The sequence below is a fragment of the Brevibacterium sanguinis genome, assembly GCF_039528855.1.
GTDB classification, from domain to species: Bacteria; Actinomycetota; Actinomycetes; order Actinomycetales; family Brevibacteriaceae; genus Brevibacterium; species Brevibacterium sanguinis.
Window position 1 is genome coordinate 155,655 of record NZ_BAAAMB010000002.1, and the last position, 16,299, is coordinate 171,953.

At 69.0% G+C, this 16,299-nt stretch carries 14 protein-coding genes; 8 read left to right on the forward strand and 6 right to left on the reverse strand.

Going from position 1 to position 16,299, the window contains the following annotated elements; translation table 11 throughout:
- Positions 1–29 precede the first annotated feature (29 nt).
- From ABD154_RS02110 to guaB1, 4 genes are all read right to left on the reverse strand, one after another.
- The gene (locus tag ABD154_RS02110) at positions 30–1,007 is read right to left on the reverse strand and encodes a M15 family metallopeptidase (protein ID WP_198498582.1); all 978 of its coding nucleotides are present in this window, start codon (positions 1,005–1,007) and stop codon (positions 30–32) included.
- Positions 1,008–1,266: 259 nt separating this feature from the next.
- Positions 1,267–2,313 carry a hemolysin family protein gene (locus tag ABD154_RS02115; RefSeq protein ID WP_198498581.1) on the reverse strand — a complete coding sequence of 349 codons (1,047 nt, stop codon included), beginning with the start codon at positions 2,311–2,313 and terminating at the stop codon, positions 1,267–1,269.
- Positions 2,303–3,736, reverse strand: coding sequence for a hemolysin family protein (locus ABD154_RS02120; RefSeq protein WP_232623570.1), 1,434 nt, complete (start codon positions 3,734–3,736; stop codon positions 2,303–2,305). The genes ABD154_RS02115 and ABD154_RS02120 overlap by 11 nt, the downstream gene beginning before the upstream one ends.
- Positions 3,737–3,867: 131 nt before the next feature.
- Positions 3,868–5,325 carry a GMP reductase gene (guaB1, locus tag ABD154_RS02125; protein WP_344249759.1) on the reverse strand — a complete coding sequence of 486 codons (1,458 nt, stop codon included), beginning with the start codon at positions 5,323–5,325 and terminating at the stop codon, positions 3,868–3,870.
- 101 nt (positions 5,326–5,426) lie between these two features.
- On the opposite strand from guaB1, the gene ABD154_RS02130 reads away from it, so the two are divergent.
- From ABD154_RS02130 to ABD154_RS17940, 3 genes are all read left to right on the forward strand, one after another.
- Positions 5,427–9,236: a multifunctional oxoglutarate decarboxylase/oxoglutarate dehydrogenase thiamine pyrophosphate-binding subunit/dihydrolipoyllysine-residue succinyltransferase subunit gene (locus ABD154_RS02130; RefSeq protein ID WP_344249761.1), complete on the forward strand. Its 3,810-nt coding sequence runs from the start codon at positions 5,427–5,429 to the stop codon at positions 9,234–9,236.
- Positions 9,233–9,850, forward strand: coding sequence for a GDSL-type esterase/lipase family protein (locus tag ABD154_RS02135; protein WP_137827020.1), 618 nt, complete (start codon positions 9,233–9,235; stop codon positions 9,848–9,850). The genes ABD154_RS02130 and ABD154_RS02135 overlap by 4 nt, the downstream gene beginning before the upstream one ends.
- A gap of 132 nt (positions 9,851–9,982) precedes the next feature.
- Complete coding sequence (locus ABD154_RS17940) at positions 9,983–10,057, forward strand: 50S ribosomal protein bL37 (RefSeq protein WP_100227367.1); 75 nt, start codon at positions 9,983–9,985, stop codon at positions 10,055–10,057.
- A gap of 78 nt (positions 10,058–10,135) precedes the next feature.
- On the opposite strand, the gene rsrA is transcribed toward ABD154_RS17940, so the two are convergent.
- A complete protein-coding gene (gene rsrA, locus ABD154_RS02140) occupies positions 10,136–10,357 on the reverse strand; it encodes a mycothiol system anti-sigma-R factor (protein WP_344249764.1) in 222 nt (73 codons plus the stop codon).
- A 41-nt stretch (positions 10,358–10,398) separates the two neighbouring features.
- Positions 10,399–11,013, reverse strand: a complete 615-nt coding sequence (locus tag ABD154_RS02145; protein ID WP_137827018.1) for a sigma-70 family RNA polymerase sigma factor — start codon at positions 11,011–11,013, stop codon at positions 10,399–10,401.
- A 221-nt stretch (positions 11,014–11,234) separates the two neighbouring features.
- On the opposite strand from ABD154_RS02145, the gene ABD154_RS02150 reads away from it, so the two are divergent.
- From ABD154_RS02150 to ABD154_RS02170, 5 genes are read left to right on the forward strand one after another with little or no spacing between them, the layout of a single operon-like run.
- The gene (locus tag ABD154_RS02150; protein ID WP_137827017.1) at positions 11,235–11,732 is read left to right on the forward strand and encodes a DoxX family protein; all 498 of its coding nucleotides are present in this window, start codon (positions 11,235–11,237) and stop codon (positions 11,730–11,732) included.
- Positions 11,719–13,032 carry a 3-phosphoshikimate 1-carboxyvinyltransferase gene (gene aroA / locus ABD154_RS02155; RefSeq protein WP_425546716.1) on the forward strand — a complete coding sequence of 438 codons (1,314 nt, stop codon included), beginning with the start codon at positions 11,719–11,721 and terminating at the stop codon, positions 13,030–13,032. Before ABD154_RS02150 ends, aroA begins: the two co-directional genes overlap by 14 nt.
- Before the next feature lies 1 nt (position 13,033).
- A complete protein-coding gene (gene rsgA, locus ABD154_RS02160; protein WP_344249768.1) occupies positions 13,034–14,053 on the forward strand; it encodes a ribosome small subunit-dependent GTPase A in 1,020 nt (339 codons plus the stop codon).
- Between the two features lie 9 nt (positions 14,054–14,062).
- On the forward strand, positions 14,063–14,851 hold the full coding sequence (hisN, locus tag ABD154_RS02165) for a histidinol-phosphatase (protein WP_344249771.1): 789 nt from the start codon (positions 14,063–14,065) through the stop codon (positions 14,849–14,851).
- A 1-nt stretch (position 14,852) separates the two neighbouring features.
- Entirely contained in the window at positions 14,853–16,136 is a 1,284-nt protein-coding gene (locus ABD154_RS02170; RefSeq protein ID WP_344249773.1) for an aminotransferase class I/II-fold pyridoxal phosphate-dependent enzyme, read from the forward strand.
- The last annotated feature ends 163 nt before the right edge of the window (positions 16,137–16,299 follow it).

Consider the following 16,299-nt stretch of genomic DNA (forward strand, 5'->3'; position numbering starts at 1 on the left):
CGGTGTCGGGCGGCGGAGCGGGTGAGGGCTCAGGAGCCCTTCATGTCCTTGCGACCGGGCACGTACTCCCAGTGCCAGAGCTCGTAGGAGTTCGCCTTGGCCCAGTCCGGGTTCTCCCAGCCGTACTTGCCGGCGTTGGCCTCGAGCCACGCGTAGTTCGAGGTGTCGAGGTCGAGCGCCAGTCCCCACCCGTGGTTGGAGGTGCCCGGGCGGGCGGCGAAGCCGGGCTTGCGCGCGGCCACGGAGATCTGGCCCTCGAGCGAGCGGTAGGAGTCGGTGATGCCGATGTCCTTGCCGGTCTCCTTCTTGAACGCGGCGTTCATCTCCGCGAAGGCGACGGCGGCGTCCGAGCGCAGCTTGTGATCGCCGACGCCGACGCTGCACAGCCATTCCTCGGGCAGCTCGCCGTTCGACGGGGTGCCCGACGGGGCCTCACCGGAGCAGCCGGGCAGGACGGTCTTCTCGATCGCGCGGGACGCGGCCTCGGCCTTGTTCTGCTTCGCGCTGGGCGCGCCGATCTCGATGCTCGTCGTCTCATCGGTCTCGGGGATGTCCGCGGAGACCGATTCGGCGTTGATGCTGCGCGTCTGCGCCTCGGCCGCGGAGGTGTCGACCTTGACCTCCTGCGAACCGCTCATGTTGCCGGCGATCATCACCGCGGCGATCGCGGTGCCGGTGACGGAGACGGTGGCCAGCGCCGAGGCGGTGGTCACCCGCTTGCGGCGGACCGAGCGCAGGAGCGCGCCGTCCGAACCGCGGTCGCTCAGGGACGCGGCGAGGGTGCCGGTGCCGCGCGATTCGGCGGCCATGGCCGCCCGGCGCGGGGATCCGGCCGCGGCCTTGGCCTCGGCGGCCATCGCGGCGCGGCGCGGAGAGAGAGTGGTGGACGGGGCTGCTGCCCGGGGCTGCGACGGGGTGTCGCGGGAGAAGGCGCTCGAAGCGGTGTGCTGTTTGCGCAGATCGCGCCGGCGGACCGGTGCCACTGCGGTCGAGGAATCACTCGACATATCACTCCATACTGTCGTCTGCTGTGCTGCATGCCCGTCGCCTGCGCAACGAGAGAAAAGCTTATGTCACAACACTATAACGGCATTGTTACAGAATGTCATTTAATTCCACTTTCTCGGGTGTGACCTGCACCGATGCTCGTGTCTGAGCGGCCGGACAGCGCCCGGGATGTTACCAGGCACACCCTGTTCGTTACATTTCGTTACACAGACCACGCCTCGGCCGTGACCTCGGCCACCGCGTGAGACGAAGCTCACCTCAGCTGCCGAACCGTCCCCGCTGCATCGCGTCCTGGACCTCGCCGACGAGCTCCTCGAGGACGTCCTCGAGGAAGAGCACGCCGAGCACCTCGCCGTCGGCGTCGAGGACGCGGGCGACGTGGATGCCGACCTTCTGCATCTGCGCGAGCGCCTCCTCGACCTCGTCGTCGGCCATGACCGTGAAGAGGGGACGGAACCGCTTCGCCGGCACCGGCTCGGTGTCGCGCTCGGAGTAGAGCACGTCCTTGATGTGGAGGTAGTGCCCGGGATACCCGTCCTCGTCGACGACGAAGTAGCGGGAGTACCCCGTGCGCCCGACGAGGGTGACGAGTTCGTCGGGGGTCACCTCGGCGCTGATCGTGATGAGATCGGACATCGGCACCATGATGTCGGCGGCGGTCTTGTCGCTGAACTCGAGAGCGCCCTTGAGCAGTCCGGTCTCGTCGTTGAGCAGGCCCTCGCGCTTGGACTCCGCGACGATCGATTCGACCTGCTCGATCGTGAAGGCCTCATTGACCTCGTCACGCGGCTGGATGCCGATGAGGCGCAGCACCGCGTTCGCGAGACCGTTGAGCGGCTTGATGACGAAGCCGAAGATCCGGGCGAGGAAGACGAGCGGCGGGGCGAGCAGCATGACGGCCCGGCCCGAGGTCGCCAGCGCGATGTTCTTCGGCACCATCTCGCCGATGACGACGTGGAGGTAGGTGACGATGCCGAGGGAGAGGATGAACGAGATCGTCGACGCCGCGGATTCGGGGATCCCGAGCCCGGCGAGCGGTCCCGCGAGCAGATGGTGGATCGCCGGCTCGGAGACGTTGCCGAGCAGCAGCGAGCACACGGTGATGCCGAGCTGGCAGATCGCGAGCATGAGCGAGACGTGCTCCATCGCGTAGAGCGCCGTCTTCGCGGCCCCCGACCCGGCGGCCGCGCGCGGCTCCACCTGGGAGCGCTTGGCGGCGACGATCGCGAACTCCGAGGCGACGAAGAACGCGTTGCCGAGCAGCAGGACGACGAGCCAGACGAGTCCGAGCCAATCAGAGCTCATGCTTCCGACCTCCCTCTGCGCGGTGGCGGGCGTCGCGATGCTGAGCGTCGGTCGCCTCGGTGGACTGGGTTTCGGCGGCGTCGCTCGCCTCGCGGGTCCGGGGGTCGGCGGCGTCGTAGGCCTCGGCGTCGGTGGCGCGCATCACCACACGCAGCCGCTCGATGCGGCGCCCGTGCATCCGCTCGACCCGGATGAGGGCATCGGGTGTGCGCACCTCGTCGCCGGGCTCCGGGATCCGGCCGAGCTCCTTGAGCACGAAGCCGGCGATCGTCTCGTAGTCGGAGTCCTCGGGGATCGTCAGCCCGATCGTCGTCTCGATCTCATCGGGGCGCAGCTGCCCGGGCACGATCCACGAACCGTCGCGGACCGGCCGCGCGGCCACCCGCATCCGGTCGTGTTCGTCGGCGACCTCCCCGACGAGCTCCTCGACGACGTCCTCGAGGGTGACGACCCCGGCGGTGCCGCCGAACTCGTCGACGACGACGGCCATCTGCATGCCCTTGCCGCGCAGCTCCATGAGCAGCGGGTCGAGGCGCAGGGTCTCGGGGATCTCGGTGACCTCGGTCATCAGTCCCCCGGCGTAGGCGTCGTCGCGGTTGGCCGGGGGCACCGCGAAGGCCTGTTTGACGTGGACGACGCCGAGGATGTGGTCCTTGTCCTCGCCGGCGACGGGGAACCGCGAGTACCCGGTGGCCCGGGCCTGTTCGATGATCTGGCGCGCCGTCGTGTCCTTCGTCACCGAGGACATCCGGGTGCGCGGGGTCATGACGTCCTCGGCGGTGCGCTCGGAGAACGACAGGGTGCGCTCGAGCAGGTCAGCGGTCTGCTCGTCGAGCACCCCCTCCTCGGCGGAGTGGCGCACGAGCGAGGTCAGCTCCTCCGGGGAGCGACCGACCGTGCCCTCCTCCTGCGGCTCGATGCCCATCGCCCGCAGGATCTTGTTCGCCGTGCCGTTGAGGAACGCGATGACGGGCTTGAGGACGACGGAGAAGACGTACTGCATGGGGGCGGCGATGCGCCCGGTGGCGAGCGGGATCGCGATCGCGAGGTTCTTCGGCACGAGTTCGCCGAAGATCATCGACAGCACCGTGGAGATGATGAGGGCGATCGCCAGGGCGATCGGCTCGGCCAATCCCGGGCCCGCACCCCACGACTCGAAGACCGGTGAGAGCATCCGCCCGAGCGAGGGCTCCATGAGGTAGCCGGTGAGCAGCGTGGTGATCGTGATGCCGACCTGGGCGGCCGAGAGCTGCGTCGACAGATGCGTCATCGACTGCCGCAGGGTCTTCGCTCCGACGACCCCGTCGGCCACGGCCTTGTCAGCGGTGTGCCGGTCGAGGGTGAGGAGGGAGAATTCGGCGGCGACGAAGATGCCCGTGCCGCAGATGAGAAGGAGGGCGAGGGCCAGGTACAGCCATTCCATCAGTGACGAGCCCCGCGTGACGAGACCTCGATGCGAGTGTCAACTCTGCCAACGACCCTTGTCAGAGGAGGATCGTCGTCTGGGGCGCCGGCTTCCCGCCGGCGGGGACTGTCACTGAGCATGGACCGATCTTACCAACTTCCCGCCAGCGGTCGACCCTCTTCGTACCCGGCAGCGCTCTGGACGCCGACGCTCGCCCGCTCGGCGAACTCGGTGAGGCTCTGCGCGCCGGCGTAGGTGAACGAGCTGCGGACGCCCGAGGTGATCGAGTCGAGGAGGTCCTCGACGCCGGGTGAGGCGGGGTCGATGTACATCGTCGACGAGGAGATGCCCTCTTCGAACAGTCCCTTGCGGGCCCGGGAGAACGCCGATTCCGTCCGCGTCCGGTTCGCCACCGCACGCGCCGAGGCCATGCCGAAGCTCTCCTTGTACCGGCGTCCCTCGCCGTCGACGAGGAGGTCGCCCGGGGATTCGTGGGTGCCGGCGAACCACGAGCCGATCATCACCTGGGAGGCCCCGGCGGCCAGCGCCAGCGCGACGTCGCGCGGGTAGCGCACTCCCCCGTCGGCCCACACGTGCGCGCCGAGCTCGGCGGCGGCCGCGGCGGATTCGACGACGGCGGAGAACTGGGGGCGGCCGACGGCGGTCATCATCCGCGTCGTGCACATCGCGCCCGGCCCGACGCCGACCTTGACGATCTGGGCCCCGGCGGAGACGAGATCGCGCACGCCGTCGGCGGTGACGACGTTGCCCGCGACGATCGGCACCCCGAGGTCGGCGTCGGCGACGGCGGTGAGCACGTCGAGCATCTTGGCCTGATGGCCGTGGGCGGTGTCGACGACGAGGACGTCGGCCCCGGCGGCGACGAGCGCCTCGGCGCGCTGGGCGGCATTGCCGTTGACGCCGATCGCTGCGGCGATCCGAAGATTCCCGTCCGCGTCGAGGTTGGGAGTGTAGATCGAGGAGCGCAGGAGCGACTTCGGCGTCAGCGCGCCGAGGAGCTGCCCGGCGTCGTCGACGACCGCGGCATAGGAGGTCCGCGCGTCGTTCATCGTCTCGAACAACGTTTCGAGCGCGTGGGCGTCGGCCCAGTCGATCTCGTCGGCCCTGATGACCTGCGGGGAGGTCTCGGTGAGTTCGCCGACAGCGGTGAACCGGTCGACGTCGCGGAGGTTCGCGGCGTCGATGACGCCGACGAGGGAACCGGATCCGTCGACGACGGCGCCGAATCCGTGGGCGCGCTTGCCGAGCACGTGAAGCGCGGAGAGCACGGTGTCCTCGGGTGAGAAGCGGAGCGCGGATTCGAAGATCCGATCACGGCTCTTGACCCAGCGGATCGTGTCCTCGGCCGCGGTCAGGGGGATGTCCTGGGGAAGCACTGCCAGACCGCCTCGGCGGGCCATCGTCTCCGCCATCCGCCGCCCCGACACGGCGGTCATGTTGGCGGCCACGATGGGGGTCGGGGACCCTGTCGGATCGGTGGAGGTGAGGTCGACGTCGAAACGCGAGGTCAGCGACGAGGAATTGGGGACAAGGAACACGTCGGAATACGTGAGATCGTGTTCTGGTTGGTGTGAAATGAAACGCATAACACTATTGTCCCCTATGTGCACATTCGCAGGCACATCGCGTTACGCTGGTGTGTGTCGTATTGCAGCAATTCTTGAACAGGAAGTAGGCGATCAACGCCGTGTCCGTCAATACTCCGAACCGCACCGTCGACGACTTCGGGTCGAACGAGTGGTTGGTCGAGGAACTGTACGAACAGTTTAAGTCAGACAAGAACTCTGTGGACAAGTCCTGGTGGCCGTTCTTCGACGAGTACGAGAAGGCGAACGGAGCGGAGTCGGCGCAGACGACCTCCTCCGCATCCTCCTCGGCTGCGGATTCCGCACCCCAGTCCACGAGCTCGACGGCGAAGACGGCTGAGAAGTCCGCGCCGCAGGCGGAGAAGAAGGCCGGGGACGCCGCTGCCGCACCGCAGAGCACCGAGGCCGCCACCGCCGAACGCCCCGACTCGGTGCCCGCGAACAAGGAGACCTCGCGCGGGGTCTCGCCCTCCTCGGCGGAGACCGAGACGCTCAAGGCGGAGACGAAGTCCGTTCCCAAGGTCACGACGAAGGAACTCGAGCCCCAGCCCGCCCCCGAAGAGACGATCACCCCGCTGCGCGGCCCCGCGAAGCTCATCGCGAAGAACATGGAGGAGTCGCTCGAGGTGCCGACGGCGACCTCGGTGCGCGCGCTGCCGGCCAAGGCGCTCATCGACAACCGCATCGTCATCAACTCGCACCTCAAGCGCACCCGCGGCGGCAAGGTCTCCTTCACCCACCTCATCGGCTTCGCCGTGATCCGGGCGCTGAAGAACTTCCCGAGCATGAACGTCTCCTACGACGTGCGCGACGGCAAGCCGGCGATGGTCTCCCCGGCCCACGTCAACTTCGGCCTCGCGATCGACGTGCCGAAGAAGGACGGCACGCGCTCGCTGCTCGTCCCCAACGTCAAGGCCGCCGAGACCCTGACGTTCCGCCAGTTCGTCGACGCCTACGACGGCCTCGTCGACAAGGCCCGCAAAGGCAAGCTCACCGCTGACGACTTCGCCGGGACCACAGTGTCCCTGACGAACCCCGGCGGCATCGGCACCGTCCACTCGATCCCCCGCCTGACCAAGGGCCAGGGCGCGATCATCGGCGTCGGCGCACTCGACTACCCGGCCGAGTTCCAGGGCGCGAGCCAGCGCACGATCAACGACCTCGCCGTCTCGAAGGTGCTGACCCTGACCTCGACGTACGACCACCGCGTCATCCAGGGCGCCGGCTCCGGCGAGTTCCTCAAGCTCGTCCACGGCTACCTGCTCGGCGAGGACGGCTTCTACGACGACGTCTTCGAGTCCCTGCGCCTGCCGTACGAGCCGGTGCGCTGGGTGCCCGACGTCTCCGCCGAGGACCAGGACGACGTCAACAAGACCGCCCGCGTCATCGAGCTCATCGACGCCTACCGGACCCGCGGCCACCTCATGGCCAACATCGATCCGCTCGTCTACCGGCAGCGCTCGCATCCGGATCTCGACATCAATCAGCACGGCCTGACCCTGTGGGACCTCGAGCGCGAGTTCCCCACCGGCGGGTTCGGCGCCAAGCCGATGATGCCCTTCCGCAACATCCTCGGCCTGCTGCGCGAGAGCTACTGCCGCACGATCGGCTTCGAGTACATGCACATCGCCGACCCGCTGCAGCGCCGCTGGTTCCAGGCGAAGATCGAGGTCCCCCACCAGGAGTTCACCCGGTCGGAGCAGGGCCACATCCTCGGTCGCCTCAACGCGGCCGAGGCGTTCGAGACGTTCCTGCAGACGAAGTACATCGGGCAGAAGCGCTTCAGCCTCGAAGGCGGCGAGTCCGCGATCGTCCTCCTCGACGAGGTCCTCAACCAGTCCGCCGACGCCGGGCTCGAGGAAGTCGCGATCGGCATGGCCCACCGCGGCCGGCTCAACGTGCTCACCAACATCGCCGGCAAGTCGTACGCCCAGATGTTCCGCGAGTTCGACGGCACGATGTCGCCCGACAGCGTCCAGGGCTCCGGCGACGTCAAGTACCACCTCGGCACGCAGGGCTCGTTCACCTCGCCCTCGGGCAACTCGACGAACGTCTACGTCGCCGCGAACCCCAGCCACCTCGAGACGGTCGACCCCGTCCTCGAAGGCATCGTGCGCGCCAAGCAGGACGTCATCGACCAGGGCGAGTCCGGCTTCACCGTGCTCCCCGTCCTCGTCCACGGCGATGCCGCCTTCGCCGGTCAGGGAGTCGTCGCCGAGACGCTCAACCTCTCCGAGCTGCGCGGCTACCGCACGGGCGGGACGATCCACATCATCATCAACAACCAGGTCGGGTTCACGACGCCGCCCGCCTCGGCGCGCTCGTCGTTCTACTGCACGGACATCGCGAAGTCGATCAACGCCCCGATCCTCCACGTCAACGGGGACGACCCCGAAGCCGTGGTCCGCGCGGCCCGCCTCGCCTTCGAGTACCGCCAGGAATTCAACCGCGACGTCGTCATCGACCTCGTCTGCTACCGCCGCCGCGGCCACAACGAGGGCGACGATCCGTCGATGACCCAGCCGCTCATGTACTCCCTCATCGAGAAGAAGGGGTCGGTGCGCAAGCTCTACACCGAATCCCTCGTCGGCAGGAAGTGCATCACCGACGATGAGGCCGCCGAGGCGCTCAAGGACTACCAGTCGAAGCTGGAGTCCGCGTTCGCCGAGACGAAGGCCGCGGAGTCCGGCTCGGGCAAGGGCACGGCGTTCAACGCCCCGCATCAGCCCAGCGACATCGAAGCGCTCAACGACGTCTCGACGGCGATCAGCGCGGAGACCCTGACCCGCATCGGCGATGCCTTCGTCGACATCCCCGAGGGCTTCACGGTCCACAAGAAGCTGCGCGCGCTCCTCGAGAAGCGCAAGGAGATGGCGCTGCACGGCGGCATCGACTGGGGCTTCGCCGAGCTCATCACCTTCGGCTCGCTCCTCATGGACGGCGTCCCCGTCCGGCTGGCCGGCCAGGATTCGCGCCGCGGCACGTTCGTCCAGCGCCACTCGGTGCTCATCGACTCCGTCAACGGCAACGAGTGGACGCCGCTGCAGAACCTCAGCGACGACCAGGCCCGCTTCTACGTCTACGATTCGCTGCTGAGCGAGTACGCGGCCGTGGGCTTCGAGTACGGCTACTCGGTCGAGCGCAAGGACGCCCTCGTGGCGTGGGAGGCGCAGTTCGGCGACTTCGCCCAGGGGGCGCAGTCGGTCATCGACGAGTTCATCTCCTCCTCCGAGCAGAAGTGGCAGCAGAACTCCGGTGTCGTCATGCTCCTGCCCCACGGCTACGAGGGTCAGGGACCCGACCACTCCTCGGCGCGCATCGAGCGCTACCTGCAGCTGTGCGCGGAGTCGAACATGACCGTGGCCTACCCGTCCTCGGGTGCCTCGTACTTCCACCTCATGCGCCGTCACGCGCTGACGCCGAACAAGCGGCCCCTCATCGTCTTCACCCCGAAGTCGATGCTGCGCCTCAAGGCGGCGGCGAACTCGCCCGAGGACTTCACCTCCGGGAAGTTCGAGGCGATCATCGACGACCCGGCCGTCGACGCGGACAAGGTGAAGAAGATCGTGCTCGTCTCCGGCAAGCTCTACTGGGAGCTGCTGGCGCAGCGGGAGAAGAACGGCGACGACACGACCGCGCTCGTGCGCGTCGAGCAGCTCTACCCGCTCGACGACGAGGCGATCACCGCGGTGCTCGACCGCTACCCGGCCGATGCCCAGCTCGTGTGGGCGCAGGAGGAGCCGGAGAACCAGGGTGCGTGGCCGTTCATGGCCCTCAACCTCACTCCCCTCCTCGGTGGGCGCGATCTCACCCTCGTTTCCCGTCCCGCCTCGGCGTCGACGGCGACGGGTCTGAAGAACGTGCACGAACTCCAGCAGCAGGAGGTCGTCGGGCGGGTCCTCCAGAAGTGAGCTCGGAGACCTCGACGACGATCGCCGTGGTCGGTGGCCCTCTGGTCGCCGGCCACGGCGATGGCCGCGGTCTCGGCTGGGTCGGCAGAGTCACCGCACGGACCCTGCCGAGTCTGCCCGGCCTGCGCGTCTACCCGCTGGCGGTCGGCAGCGAGGACTCTGCGGGCCTCCACTCGCGGGCGATGGCCGAGGCGTCCCTGCGCTTCAGCCCCGAGGGCGACAATCGCCTCGTCCTCGCCCTCGGCACCGGAGACCTCGATTCCGGGCGCTCGGTCGCCCGGGCCCGCCTCGACGTCGCCAATGTCCTCGACGAGGCGCTGTCGCGGAAGGTCTCCGCATTCGTCATCGGTCCTCCCCCGGACCACGGCTCCGACCGCAACCGCGGGATCGCCGAACTCAACACGAGCTTCTCCGATGTCGCGAAGCGCCGCGGCATCGCCTACGTCGACACGTTTACGCCGCTCCACGGCCATCCAGTGTGGCAGCGCGAGCTCGCCTCGTCCCACGACCGGCTGCCCGCCCAGGAGGGGTACGGACTGCTCGCCTGGCTGGTCCTCCATCGCGGCTGGTTCCCGTGGCTGGGTGTGCGCGACGTCATCGGCGACGACGCCTGAGACCGGGCCGGAGTCCGGGCCGGACGGGCTCCTGCCTCCTCCCGGGCATCCGGTGCGCACACGCGTGCCGTGGACTTGGTCCCGGTCACGGGAACGTGAAACAATGAACCGTCCAATCGAAGGAGAACCGCTATGAGCAAGCGAGGCCGCAAGCGCCGCGATCGCCGTCGTTCGAATGCCAACCACGGCAAGCGTCCGAACAGCTGAGAAGTGAGTGCACCACCGGGTGCACGACGAAGGCGGGGAGAGTCATGATGACTCTCCCCGCCTTCGTTCTCGGTGCGCTCAGCGCTGCCAGCGCACCTGCTCGACGGCGATGCGCCGCCGGATCTTCTCCTTGAGTCCCAGAGGAGCCTCCTCCCGACCGCAGGACCGGCGCACGACCTCCTTGAGCATCGCTTCGATCTCGTACTCGTCGTGGCAGGCCGGGCAGTGCTCGAGATGGATCGAGATCTCGCGGATCTCGGTCGTCGTCAGCTCCCCGTCGAGGTAATGGTAGATGCGCATGAGGGATTCAGCCCGCATGCTCTCGCAGCAGTCTCCGTTGTTCACTTCGCACCTCCCTCGGCGTCCTTGGTGCCGAAGCCGCGATCGGCGGCGTATTCCGCGAGCATCTCGCGCAGCTGCCGGCGGCCGCGGTGCAGGCGCGACATCACGGTGCCGATCGGGGTGTCCATGATCTCCGCGATCTCCTTGTACGGCAGGCCTTCGACATCGGCGTAGTAGACGACCATGCGGAAGTCCTCGGGCAGCGCCGAGAGGGCGTCCTTGATGTCGGAGTCGGGCAGGTGGTCGAGGGCTTCGAGTTCGGCCGAGCGTCCCTCGGAGGAGGTGTGGCTCGCGGCCTGGGCGATCTGCCAGTCCTCGATGTCCTCGCTGCCGTGCTCCTGCGGCTGGCGCTGCTTCTTGCGGTAGTTGTTGATGAAGGTGTTGGTGAGGATCCGGTAGAGCCACGCCTTGAGGTTCGTGCCGGGAGTGTACTGGTGGAAGGCGGCGTAGGCCTTCGCGTACGCCTCCTGCACGAGGTCTTCGGCATCGGCGGGATTCCGTGTCATCCTCAGGGCCGCGGCGTAGAGCTGGTTGAGGTATTCGAGAGCGTCGCGCTCGAAGCGGGCCGAGCGCTCGGCCTCGGTTTCGTCGACTTCTTTGACTGATTCGGTCATCACCGACAATGGTACGCCCGTTCTCTCCAACACGGCAGTGGCACTCACGAAAGTCCTCCTCACCCGGCCTGTGTGACAGCACCCGCGGACCCCTGGTGGGCCGCGGCGCTCGACCGGTCATTCACAGTGTCGTGTCAACGTTTCGGCGCTGTCCCGATATTCCCCGACAGCGGCTATGCTTGCGGGTGAGATGCCCGACAACAGTCGCAGAAAGGAACCCTGTGTCTCCCATTCGTCTCATCGCCCGTCCCATGCTCGCCGCCGGCTACATCAGCAACGGCATCAGCCGTCTCCGGCACCCCGAAGCGGCCACCGCCTCGATCGGCCCACTGCTCGCCCAGGCGCGCAAGCGCGTCGACATCCCCTTCGACGCCACGACGGTCGCGCGAGCCACCGGTGCCGCCCAGGTCGCCGCCGGCTCGCTGCTGGCGATCGGACGCTTCCCCCGGCTCAGCGCCTCGGTGCTCGTCGGCACCTACCTGCTCGACACCATCGGTGAGCGCATCGCCGCGGAGAAGGCGACGTCGAAGGAGGAGAAGCGCGAGCGCCTCGAACGCACCCTCACCCGCACCTCGATGCTCGGCGGCGCGCTGCTCGCCAGCGTCGACACCGACGGCAAGCCGGGCCTGTGGTGGCGCACGCAGCATGCCGCCGAGGACCTCTGGTCCTCGGTCGAGAACACGTCGAAGCAGGCAATGAGTGCCCTTGGCGTCGACTGAGCCTCCCCTGCCCGTCACCGGTGACTGGCGTCCGCCGCGGGCGCCCGACGCGGTCAGCGCCGTCGTCACGGTCCCCGGTTCGAAGTCGCTGACCAACCGCTACCTCGTCCTCGCCGCGCTCGCGGAGTCCGACTCCGTGATCCGCGGCTGGCTCGCCAGCCGGGACACGCAGCTGATGATCGCCGCGCTCGGCAGCCTCGGCGCGCAGATCACCGAGGTCGACGGGGCGCTCCACGTGACTCCCATCGACTTCTCCGCCGCGGCCGATGCCGGGCCTGCGGTCGTCGACTGCGGCCTGGCCGGCACCGTCATGCGCTTCGTGCCCCCGATCGCGGCGGCCACCGGTCGTGAGGTCGTCATCGACGGCGACGAGCAGGCCAGGGTGCGGCCGATGGGCGTGACGATCGATTCGCTCACCCGCCTCGGCGCGGACATCACTGCGACCGGAGACTCGCTGCCGCTGACGATCCATGCCGGTTCCGCTCTGCGCGGCGGTCACCTCGAGATCGCCGCGGGCGCGTCGAGCCAGTTCGTCTCCGGCCTCCTGCTCGCGGCTCCGGCGATGCCGCTGGGACTCGAGCTGCGCAACACCGGGCAGGCCGTGCCGAGCCGCCCTCACATCGACATGACGCTGGAGGTCCTCGCCGATGCCGGCGTCGACGTCAGCGAACCCGAGGACGAGCACTGGGTCGTCGAACCCGGCCTGCCGCGCGGTCTCGACGTCGTCGTCGAACCGGATCTGTCGAATGCGGCGGCCTTCCTCGCCGCTGCCCTCGTCACCGGCGGTGAGGTGACGATCACCGGGTGGCCGGCGCACACGACCCAGGCCGGTGATGATTTCCGCCGCATCGCCGAGGCGTTCGGCGCCGCCGTCGACCTCGATCGGCACGGTCTGCGGGTGCGCGGGCCGCATCGCCTGCGCCCGGTCGATCTCGATCTCTCCGCCGTCGGCGAGCTCACCCCGGTCGTCGCCGCTGTCGCCGCACTGGCCCCCGGCACCTCGCACCTGTCCGGGATCGGGCATCTGCGCGGCCATGAGACCGACCGGCTCGCGGCGCTGACCCGGGAGCTCACCGCCCTCGGCGTGGGAGTCGACGAGGAGCCCGCGGCGCTGACGATCACGGGCGCCCGCCCGGGTGCGGGCACCTGGCACACGTACCACGACCACCGCATGGTCATGGCCGGGGCCGTCCTCGCGCTCGTCGCCGAGGGCATCGTCATCGAGAATGCCGGCACCGTGGCGAAGACGCTGCCGGAGTTCACCCTCCTGTGGGAGGACATGCTGGGCCACGGGGCCTGAGATGGCGCGCATCTTCCGTGACGAGGACTATCGTCCGCGGCCCAACCGCAAAGGGTCGCGGCCGCGGACGAAGAACCGTCCGAGCCACGACTCCGCGGCGCTCGGCCTCGTCACCGCCGTCGACCGGGGACGCTACCGGATCGTCCTGGCCGACGACACCGGCGCCTTTCCCGAGGACGGCCGGGCCGTCACCGCTGTGCGGGCATCGCATCTGCGCCGTCAGGCCGTCGTGCCCGGTGACATCGTCAAGGTCGTCGGCGACACCTCGGGCGACGAGGGCACGCTCGCGCGCCTCGTCGAGATCACCCCGCGCCGCACCCTGCTGCGCCGCAGCGCCGACGACACCGACCCGACCGAGCGCGTCATCGTCGCCAACGTCGACATCATGGGCATCGTCACCGCCACGGTCGATCCCGAGCCTTCCTACGGCCTCATCGACCGCGCTCTGGCCGCGGCGATCGATGCGGGGATCACTCCGCTCATCGTCGTGACGAAGACCGACCTCGCCCCCGCTGAGGACATCGAGCGCCGCTTCTCGATGGCCGACGTCGACATCGTCTCCTCGGGGCTGCGCGAGGACGGCACGCTCTCCGATGACGCCGTCGCCGGTCGCCTCGCCGATCACATCAGCGTCCTCGTCGGCCATTCCGGGGTCGGCAAATCGACGCTGACGAACGCGCTCGTGCCCGCCGCTGATCGCGCCACCGGCCACGTCAACGACGTCACCGGCCGTGGTCGGCACACGTCGTCGTCGGCCGTGTGCCTGCCCCTGACGACCGGCGGCTGGCTCATCGACACCCCCGGCGTGCGCAGCTTCGGACTCGCCCACGTCGACCGCGACGGTCTCATCGCGGCGTTCCCGGAGCTCACCGAGGCGACCACCGAGTGCCCGCGCGGCTGCACCCATCTCGCCGACGCCCCTGGATGCCGCCTCGACTCATGGGTGGCCGAGGGCCGGGCCGGGCCGGGCGGGGTCTCACGGCTGGAGTCGCTGCGCCGGCTGCTGTCGAACGCTGGCTAGAGTGGAGGGATGAACGACCTCGACCTCGCACTCGACCTCGCCGACCTCGCTGACTCCCTGAGCCTCTCCCGCTTCGTCGCCGCCGACTTCACAGTCGAGACGAAACCGGACCTCACCCCCGTCACCGAATGCGATCGGGCCGTCGAAGAGGCGATCGTCGACCGCCTGCGCCTGACCCGGCCCGACGACAGCGTCCTCGGTGAGGAGTTCGGGTCGCACGGGACCTCCTCACGCCGCTGGATCATCGATCCCATCGACGGCACGAAGAACTATGTGCGCGGGGTGCCCGTATGGGCGACGCTCATCTCCCTCTACGACGGGGAGACTCCGCTCGTCGGCGTCGTCTCGGCTCCGGCGCTCGGCAGGCGGTGGTGGGCGGCCGCGGGCGCGGGGGCCTTCGCCTCGGCGATCGGGGGCCCGGCCCGTCGCATCACGGTCTCCGAGGTCGGGGACCTCGCCGATGCGTCTCTTTCCTTCGCTTCCCTGGGCGGCTGGCGCGACCTCGGTGTCCGCGAGGAATTCATCGCACTGACCGACCGGCTGTGGCGCACCCGCGGATACGGGGACTTCCTCTCCTATATGCTCGTCGCCGAGGGCGCGGTCGACATCGCGTGCGAACCCGAGCTCGCGCTCTACGACATGGGAGCGCTCGTCCCGATCGTCAGCGAAGCCGGCGGCACCTTCACGAGCACGACGGGCGTGACGGGACCGTTCGGCGGCAATGCGGTCGCAACGAACGGCCTCCTCCACGAGACCGTCCTCGACGCCCTCGGCCGCGTGGCTCCGGAGGGATTCTGACATGGACCGGGATCGGACGAGGCCGAACCTCGACCGTGCGCCGCTGTGGCGGGAAATGGCCGCAGCCGCCGGCCTCATCGGCAGCGACGGCGCGATCGCCGAGACGATCTACGGCCAGATGACGGCGCTGGCGACAGCCACCGGGGCGGTCAACCTCGGCCAGGGAGCGCCGGGCACCGACGCTCCCCCGGAGCTCATCGCCGCCACGACCGCGGCGATGGACGAGGGGATCAACCAGTACGCCCCCGGCCAGGGCCACCCGGTTCTGCGGGAGGCCGTCGCCGCACAGCGGGCCCGGGACTTCGGTCAGGCGGTCGACCCCGCTGACGTGCTCATCACCTGCGGAGCGACCGAGGGGCTGACGGCGGCGGTGCTCGCCCTCGTCCCCCGCGGGGGCCGTGTCGTGACGTTCGAGCCGTTCTACGACGGGTATCCTGCGGCCGTCGCCGCGGCCGGCGGAGTGCTCTCGACGGTGCCCATCCTCCCTGATGGGACCGGTGGATTCCACCCCGATTGGGAGGAGTTCGACCGCGTCATGACCTCCGCTCCCCCGGTCTCCCTCATCATCGTCAACACGCCCCACAACCCGACCGGCTTCGTCTTCTCAGCGGATGACCTCGCGCGCATCGGGGATGCGGCGACGGCTGCGGATGCGTGGGTCCTCACCGATGAGGTCTACGAGGAGCTCATCCTCGCCCCCTCCGACCATGTTCCCCCGGCCGTCGCGGTGAGCGATCCGGCCCGTGTCGTCACCGTCTCCTCGGCGGGCAAGAGCTGGAACATCACCGGGTGGAAGCTCGGCTGGGTCATCGCCGAGAGGCCGGTGCGGGAGGCGATCCAGGCGGTCAAGCAGTTCCTCACCTTCACCGGGGGCGGGCCGATGCAGATCGGCCTCGCTCGCGTCCTCGAGTCCGGCAGCGGGTTCACAGCTGTGAATCGGGAATCGCTGCGGGCCCGCGCCGAGGTGCTCGTTCCCGCATGTGCGAGCGTGCCGGGCGCTGCCGTGTCGATTCCGGCGGCCGGGTACTTCACGGTCGTCGACTTCGCCGCGCTCACCGAACTCGATGCGTTCGCGCTCAATGAACTGCTCGCTCGGGAGCACGGGGTCGTCGGCATCCCCGTGCCGGCGCTCTGCCGGCCGGGATCGACTGCCGCACAGACGTACCGCAGTGCGATCCGGTATTCGTTCTGCAAGTCCCCGACCGACGTCGACGAGGGTGCCCGGCGCATCGCCCTGCTGGCCGAGGCGCTCCGGACGGATCCGGACCTGCTGCGCCGCCGTTGACGCGCAAGTTCCCTCGTCCGGCCGCCCGGCAGTTCTGCCGTCATTGTCCAGCTACCGTCCGCCGGTGGAGGGTCGCAGCGGCGTGGTCAGCGCTTCGGCCCTCGATGTCCCCTCACCGGTCTCGGACACGACGGACGCGGAGACATGACGAAGGCGGACCGCC